The sequence below is a fragment of the Arthrobacter sp. M2012083 genome, from assembly GCF_000281065.1.
In the GTDB taxonomy this organism is placed as follows: domain Bacteria; phylum Actinomycetota; class Actinomycetes; order Actinomycetales; family Micrococcaceae; genus Arthrobacter.
Genome location: NZ_AKKK01000047.1, coordinates 198,854 through 204,853, shown reverse-complemented (window position 1 = coordinate 204,853; position 6,000 = coordinate 198,854). Strand labels below are relative to the sequence as shown.

General features: G+C 60.9%; 10 protein-coding genes and 1 tRNA gene. 4 read left to right on the top strand and 7 right to left on the bottom strand.

Translation table 11 applies throughout. From position 1 onward, the window contains the following. Window positions 1-184, bottom strand: a 184-nt coding sequence (locus A477_RS23800) for a hypothetical protein (RefSeq protein ID WP_237715830.1), incomplete at its 3' end; no start/stop codon positions are given. A gap of 94 nt (window positions 185-278) precedes the next feature. On the opposite strand from A477_RS23800, the gene A477_RS0118270 reads away from it, so the two are divergent. Together A477_RS0118270 and A477_RS0118265 are read left to right on the top strand one after the other, a co-directional pair. After that, complete coding sequence (locus tag A477_RS0118270; RefSeq protein ID WP_017200338.1) at window positions 279-467, top strand: hypothetical protein; 189 nt, start codon at window positions 279-281, stop codon at window positions 465-467. Next, the gene (locus A477_RS0118265; RefSeq protein WP_017200337.1) at window positions 451-861 is read left to right on the top strand and encodes an Hpt domain-containing protein; all 411 of its coding nucleotides are present in this window, start codon (window positions 451-453) and stop codon (window positions 859-861) included. The genes A477_RS0118270 and A477_RS0118265 overlap by 17 nt, the downstream gene beginning before the upstream one ends. 52 nt (window positions 862-913) lie before the next feature. Here the strand turns inward: A477_RS0118265 and A477_RS23060 are convergent, their stop codons facing one another. From A477_RS23060 to galU, 6 genes are all read right to left on the bottom strand, one after another. Then, window positions 914-1,198, bottom strand: coding sequence for a DUF1905 domain-containing protein (locus tag A477_RS23060; RefSeq protein ID WP_083848065.1), 285 nt, complete (start codon window positions 1,196-1,198; stop codon window positions 914-916). A gap of 119 nt (window positions 1,199-1,317) precedes the next feature. Continuing rightward, a tRNA-Ala gene (locus A477_RS0118255) sits at window positions 1,318-1,390 on the bottom strand. Between the two features lie 37 nt (window positions 1,391-1,427). Continuing rightward, the gene (locus A477_RS0118250; protein WP_017200335.1) at window positions 1,428-2,237 is read right to left on the bottom strand and encodes an SDR family oxidoreductase; all 810 of its coding nucleotides are present in this window, start codon (window positions 2,235-2,237) and stop codon (window positions 1,428-1,430) included. Window positions 2,238-2,243: 6 nt separating this feature from the next. Then, entirely contained in the window at window positions 2,244-3,134 is an 891-nt protein-coding gene (locus tag A477_RS0118245) for a hypothetical protein (protein ID WP_020372845.1), read from the bottom strand. A 145-nt stretch (window positions 3,135-3,279) separates the two neighbouring features. After that, window positions 3,280-3,891 (bottom strand): GNAT family N-acetyltransferase, encoded by a 612-nt coding sequence (locus tag A477_RS0118240; protein ID WP_026005746.1) that lies wholly within the window; start codon window positions 3,889-3,891, stop codon window positions 3,280-3,282. A gap of 11 nt (window positions 3,892-3,902) precedes the next feature. Next, entirely contained in the window at window positions 3,903-4,838 is a 936-nt protein-coding gene (galU, locus tag A477_RS0118235) for a UTP--glucose-1-phosphate uridylyltransferase GalU (RefSeq protein WP_017200332.1), read from the bottom strand. Window positions 4,839-4,935: 97 nt separating this feature from the next. Between galU and A477_RS0118230 the strand changes: the two genes are divergently transcribed. Continuing rightward, entirely contained in the window at window positions 4,936-5,550 is a 615-nt protein-coding gene (locus A477_RS0118230) for a 5-formyltetrahydrofolate cyclo-ligase (protein WP_017200331.1), read from the top strand. A gap of 155 nt (window positions 5,551-5,705) precedes the next feature. Next, window positions 5,706-5,966 carry an FmdB family zinc ribbon protein gene (locus A477_RS0118225; protein ID WP_017200330.1) on the top strand — a complete coding sequence of 87 codons (261 nt, stop codon included), beginning with the start codon at window positions 5,706-5,708 and terminating at the stop codon, window positions 5,964-5,966. The last annotated feature ends 34 nt before the right edge of the window (window positions 5,967-6,000 follow it).

Sequence of the window (6,000 nt, the reverse complement as noted above, 5' to 3'; positions counted from 1 at the left end):
CGCGAACAACGACTTCCAAGGCGCCACCTCCACCATCGCCTTCGCCTTCACCGGCACCCAGCGCACCGAAACCACCAAATAAGCGCAACACCACAAGGAACCGGGAACGTTCCTCCCAGGTCCCCGGGGGCCGGCCTGCTTGCCCTTCAGGCCGGTCCCCGGTCCACTCTCTTGATCCAGTCACACGGCCAACTCCTGAACAAGTCTTGAGGCCATTGCCCACCCGGCCTTGAACCTGGCTGCACAAACTAAACGAATACACGAAAGGAACGTCAGGCATGGGCGCACCGAGCACCATTTCCACTCCCGCCGTCCACGGCCAACGTTCCACCGCGAAATCCACGCAGGACACCAAGACCGCCGCTGTGAAGCAGCCCGCACCGGCCACCGCAACTGCGGCTGACGGCAAGCCCATCCCCCGTCACGTCACCACCACCTCAGGGGCCGAGGATGAAGCCACCGCGTAATCCCGTCTCCAGCGAGTGGGACGTCAGCAGAATTCAATCCCTGGCCGATGAACTTGGTGACCCGAAGCCCGCCATGAGGTTCTTGGCAAAGTACCTCGCGATGCTCCCCCAGCGGGTGGAAAGGATCGTCCACGCATGTGAGGAACAGGACGAGGCCGAGACCACGACAGCCTTGCTCAGCCTCAAGATCAGTTCCGCTATGGTTGGCGCCCTTGAAACAGAGCACCAATGCAGGGCCATCGAATCGATGATCCGGGGAAACCACTTCGACGACGCCACCCAAGCACTCCCTTCCCTGCAACAGACAGCCGACCGCTGCCTGGCGTCACGGTCAAACGTCATCCGGGCAGCCCACGCCTCGTTGAACCGGCATCGCGGATACTTTCATTCTTGAGCAGCCCTTAGGGAACGAGGACCACGCGCATGCAGGGCAGGTGATGATCCAGTCAGTTCAGGCGCTGAGTCAGGTGAACTTCAACGGAGTCACCGTCGTCCTTCCCTATGACCTTGCGGAGAGGAGCAGCTACTGGCAGTTTGTGCGTGCCATCTCCCAACGCCATGAATGCTCCAGTAAACGGGTGACCGTCTACGGTGCCGGCCACTTTGACCAGTCCACGGGTTCCAAAAATTGTGGCTGAGTCGGGTAACTGAACACATGTCCAAGCGTCGCCTGGTCGGACTTTGCCTAGCCTGGCAACGAAGGTGATATTCAGAGGCTGTGGTTCCGCCATCTCCTTTTTCATCCTTGTCATTAAGCCGACGTCCGCGAACAAGAATCAAGGGATAGTTGGGACTGCTTTGTCTGAACTTCCGGGGCGTTGTTTACATGGAGGGGGACCTGCTGCAACTGTGGAGCTAAGGGGATTCGAACCCCTGACCTCTTCGATGCGAACGAAGCGCTCTACCAACTGAGCTATAGCCCCTGGACCAAGCTCAACTGCCCGGCCAGTGTTCCTTAGGCTACAAACTTTCCCTGTGCTTTTCCAACCACGACACGAACGTCTCCGTGCCATACGGCTGCTCGGAGCTCAGGTTGTGTCCGGCGCGAAGAAAATCACCCATCGGTCCGGGCAAAGGCAGCTCAATAATCCTGCCCCTCGAGCCCACTACCGATTTCCAGGACTCTGCCATCTCCCGCATGGTCAGGGTTTCCGGACCCGCAATTGTCACCACATGATGCTCCGCATGCGATTTACCCGGCGATTCGGCCACAGCTGCCTCAAGCAGCGCCGCTGCAACATCTGCCGGCGCGATCGACTGGAACCTGACGGCTTTGAACGCGGGAATAAGCCCTACCCTTGCACCGGCGGCGAAAATCTTTGCCACCAAACCGTGGAACTGCGTTGCCCGGACCACCTCGGTCTGCAATGGGGACTCCGCATATATCCGTTCCTTGGCGGCTTTGGAGGCGTAATAGGAAAAAGAGCTCAGATCACAGTTGATGATGGACAGAGCCACAGCCTTTTGAACACCTGCCAAATGCGCTGCCGCAAGAAGCCTGCCGCCGCCGTCGGCGAACTGCTTTTGGGCTTTGCCGAACTGCCCTTCAAGGCAATCAATAACGACGTCGGCACCCGCCACTGCGGCTGCCAAGCCATCCCCTGAGGTGACGTCGCCCGCAAAGTATGTGGCGCCGTCGTGGTGCTTCGCTGAGCCGACAGGCGGCACATTGCGGCTCAGGACCGAAACCTGGTGGCCCGCTGAAAGGGCGAGTCGGACCAGCTCACCACCTACCTGGCCCGTGCCACCCGCAACGCACAGCGTAATCATGTGTAGTTAGGCGCGGCGACGCTGCAGGACATCGTCCAAGTTGCTCAAAGCACTGTGGCCCTTGGCGGATGCGACTACCACGGCCGCAGCCTCAGCTTGGTCAACATTCTGCTTCAGGACAGGCTTGCCCACGGGCTTTGGGGCCTCGGGGAGATCCAAGGGCTCTGGAGCTGGACGCGGTGCTTTGGCAGCAGCCACGTACGTGGGCTTCGGGACCTCAACCGGCTCCCAGGAAGCACCCCTCGAATCCTTGGTATCCGCAGCAGATTTGTCTCCCGCGGCGATGGCAACTGCCAACGCTGCCTGCCGCAGTTCCACGGCGGACAATCGGGCAGCTTCACGGTTGGTGGCTTCGGCGTCGAAAACCGTGGTCTCCTTCGACTCCGCAGCCGGTTCCTTCGGCAGGTATCGCGCAGGTGTCGGGATGGGTGAGGCCTGAGCAGCACGGCGGGCCCGGCGTTCGCGAAGATCCCGCAGGGCCAGCTTCCGCAACGTTACGACCGCGAGTACCGCACCGATGAGCGACACCAGGGGCAACCAAACAGAACCAATCCCAAGAATTCTGAGGACACCGGAAACCGCAGCTGTCACCAGCAGGGCAAGACCTGCCAAGGCCAGCGTTAGCCGGGCATAACGGATAGTGAACGGAGTGGTGGGTACCTTCGCGAGGGAGGGCTCGGCCGCGCGGGATTCCTGGGGCGACGCCGGTGCTTTGCTGTGCATGGTCTCCATCGGTTTCTCCTGCTGAGGTGCCAAAGTCAGTACCACCCCTGCCTGCGTTTCGTCTGGTTCGTCATCAAAAGCCTCTGCTGGAACACCGGCCGTTTGGACTTGCTGCCGCCTGTTCCGCAGAACGTAGGGCGCCACCCAGACCATCCACAGCGCAACAGTGACCACGAGTATCACTGAGCTGCTGAGAGGGAAGTCCACATTCAAAACCGTAGAAGCAAATCCACGGGTGCGGCGGCATTGCGGCCGGTGTGTCGCCGGCGAGTCCGCAAATGATTGGAGATACGGGCAAAAAGGCCCATGACCTGCCCGTTTATCCTCTGAGCCACCGGCGCAGAAGTCCCTCAGGAACTTCATCGGAGGTCAGTGCAAAAGAGCGGTGGTCAGCCCATTCGCCGTTGATGTGCAGGTAGCGTTCCCTATAACCCTCGTCGCGGAATCCGAGCTTCTCCACCACCCGCAAACTCGCGGAGTTCTCCGGGCGGATGTTGATTTCCATGCGGTGCAGTCCCAGCACCTTGAAGCAGTGGTCTGTGGCCATCGCGACCGCTGTTGGAGCAATGCCGTGCCCGGCGCGGTCCTTATCAACCCAATATCCGAGGGTTGCCATCATGGCGGACCCCCAAACGATGGATGAAACCGTCAGTTGCCCGACGATTCCCGGCTCACCAAAGCCATCGGTTCGCTCGGCAATGAGGAAAGGCAGAGCGGTGGACTGACGGGCTTGTTCATTCAAGGAACGCACCATTTGGCGGTAGCTTGGGAGGCGCCCACCCGGTGCCGGGTTGGACGCCTCCCATGGCGCGAGCCACTCGCTGTTCCGCGAACGGACTTCGGACCATTCCCGCTTGTCGCGGTAACGGATAGGCCGAAGCACCAGGTCTCCGCTTTCCAGCGTCACCGGCCAGATCGCAGAGCCGTACATCATGAGTTTATTTATTTGGGAAGAGCGGCTGTGAAGTTGGGCAGCCACTCGCGAAGCTCAGGACCGAGGTCTTCACGCTCGCAGGCAAGCTCGATGCAGGCCTTGAGGTAGCTGAGCTTGTCACCGGTATCGTAGCGACGGCCGCGGAAGACAACGCCATAGACGCCATAGCCTTCGCCCTCGCCGGCAGCGAGCACCTCGAGGGCGTCTGTCAGCTGGATCTCTCCACCGCGTCCAGGCGCAGTCTTCTCCAGGACATCGAACACAGCCGGGTGGAGGACGTAGCGCCCGATGACCGCAAGGTTGGACGGGGCCTCTTCCGGAGAAGGCTTCTCGACGAGCTGCTTGATGCGTACGTAGCCGTCTTCGCCGCTGTCCTCAACATCAGCGCAACCATAGGCGCTGATTTTCGAAGGCTCCACCTCAATGAGGGCAACCACGGAGCCGCCGGTCTTCTGCTGGACCGCGATCATTTCGCTCAGCAGGTCCTCGCGGGCATCGATCAGGTCATCGCCCAGCAGAACGGCAAAGGGCTCGTAGCCAACATGCTGCTTTGCACGAAGGACTGCGTGGCCCAGGCCATTCGGGTCGCCCTGACGGACGTAGTGAATGTCGCCGAGGTTGGTGGCGGATTGAATGGCCTCCAGCTTGGCGGTGTCGCCCTTTTCAGCCAGGGTGGCTTCAAGAGCCGGCACACGGTCAAAATGGTCTTCCAGTGCGCGCTTGCTGCGCCCTGTGATCATCAGGACGTCGTGCAGGCCCACCTTGACCGCTTCTTCGACCACATACTGGATGGCAGGCTTGTCCACCACAGGCAGCATTTCCTTCGGCATCGCCTTGGTGGCAGGAAGGAACCGGGTGCCAAGGCCCGCGGCGGGGATGACGGCCTTACGGACAGCGTTGTTTTCTAGAGTCACCGGACTAATGTAACGGAAGGAACACATCATCGGCTAAACCCCTCGCCGCGCCGGGACGCACATTTCGTCCTGGTAGCGGACAGTCCCTGCTCTTCAACGAGCAGGGAGAACCTCAGATCGGATACAGATGGCATCCAAGGAAGACATCCGAAGAAGTCGGCGGCTACACAGGAGGACCCTCACTCCGGAGCACATAGCAACAGCAGGCGAGTCGCTCGCGCGGCACGGGACAGCCTGGGCAGCGGAGGTCTCCCCCGACGGCGCCGCCACCTTCGCCGTATACCTCGGCGTAGCCTTCGAGCCGCCCACCACCCCCCTCATCGAGTCACTGCATGAGGCCGGACACCAAGTGCTGCTGCCTGTTTGCGAGCCTGAGCGGTTGATGAGTTGGGTGTATTGGACACCTTCCACGACCTTTGTCAGGTCCGCCTATGCACCTATAGATGAACCTGAGGGTGAACGCCTGGAAAGCTCGGTGGTTGCCAAAGCTGCCGGCATCTTCATGCCCGCCACGGCAGTGGACCGGGACGGAAACCGCATTGGCCAGGGCGGCGGTTATTACGACCGGCTTCTCCAAGGCCTCGAAGCGGCCGGTCAGCGGCCGCCCACCATCGCAGTGGTGTACGACGACGATTTGTTGCCTTCAGGCTCGATTCCCGCCGAGGCGTTTGATCGCCCGGTGCGTCAGGTGCTGACCCCGTCGGGTGTCGTCCAACTCCACGGCGGACCGGAACCCGGCTGACCGCTCCTGTCCTTGCTAGTGAGGTCCGGCACATCCGCTGGTACACCCCGCAGGGACCGATGATAGAATTAGCACTCAGGCCCTGCGACTGCTAAGGCGGAGATTCTCCGCCGGTGTTGCACAGGACCTGAACTTTGTCCTGAAGGAGGAACTCAGTGCCCACATACGCATACGCCTGCAAAGACTGTGACCATGCCTTTGACATCGTCCAGTCCTTTTCTGACAGCTCCTTGACGGAGTGCCCCGAATGCAAGGGCGCGCTTCGCAAGAAGTTCAACAGCGTCGGCGTCGTCTTCAAGGGCTCCGGGTTCTACCGGACTGATTCCCGCGATGCCAAGGGCAGCACGGTTTCGGCTGCACCGGCGGCACCTGCGGCCCCTGCAGCAGCACCGGCAAACGCAACTGCAGCCAGCTAAGAGGTTTTCCACATAAGGCATCGGACCGCTGTTT

What these genes read in the sequence shown, in the direction of transcription:
- A477_RS0118270 (WP_017200338.1), top strand. Translation starts at nt 279, where the DNA reads ATGGGCGCACCGAGCACCATTTCCACTCCCGCCGTCCACGGCCAACGT.
- galU (WP_017200332.1), bottom strand. Translation starts at nt 4,838, where the DNA reads ATGATGTGTTCCTTCCGTTACATTAGTCCGGTGACTCTAGAAAACAAC.
- A477_RS0118250 (WP_017200335.1), bottom strand. Translation starts at nt 2,237, where the DNA reads ATGATTACGCTGTGCGTTGCGGGTGGCACGGGCCAGGTAGGTGGTGAG.
- A477_RS0118265 (WP_017200337.1), top strand. Translation starts at nt 451, where the DNA reads ATGAAGCCACCGCGTAATCCCGTCTCCAGCGAGTGGGACGTCAGCAGA.
- A477_RS23060 (WP_083848065.1), bottom strand. Translation starts at nt 1,198, where the DNA reads ATGGCGGAACCACAGCCTCTGAATATCACCTTCGTTGCCAGGCTAGGC.
- A477_RS0118240 (WP_026005746.1), bottom strand. Translation starts at nt 3,891, where the DNA reads ATGTACGGCTCTGCGATCTGGCCGGTGACGCTGGAAAGCGGAGACCTG.
- A477_RS0118230 (WP_017200331.1), top strand. Translation starts at nt 4,936, where the DNA reads ATGGCATCCAAGGAAGACATCCGAAGAAGTCGGCGGCTACACAGGAGG.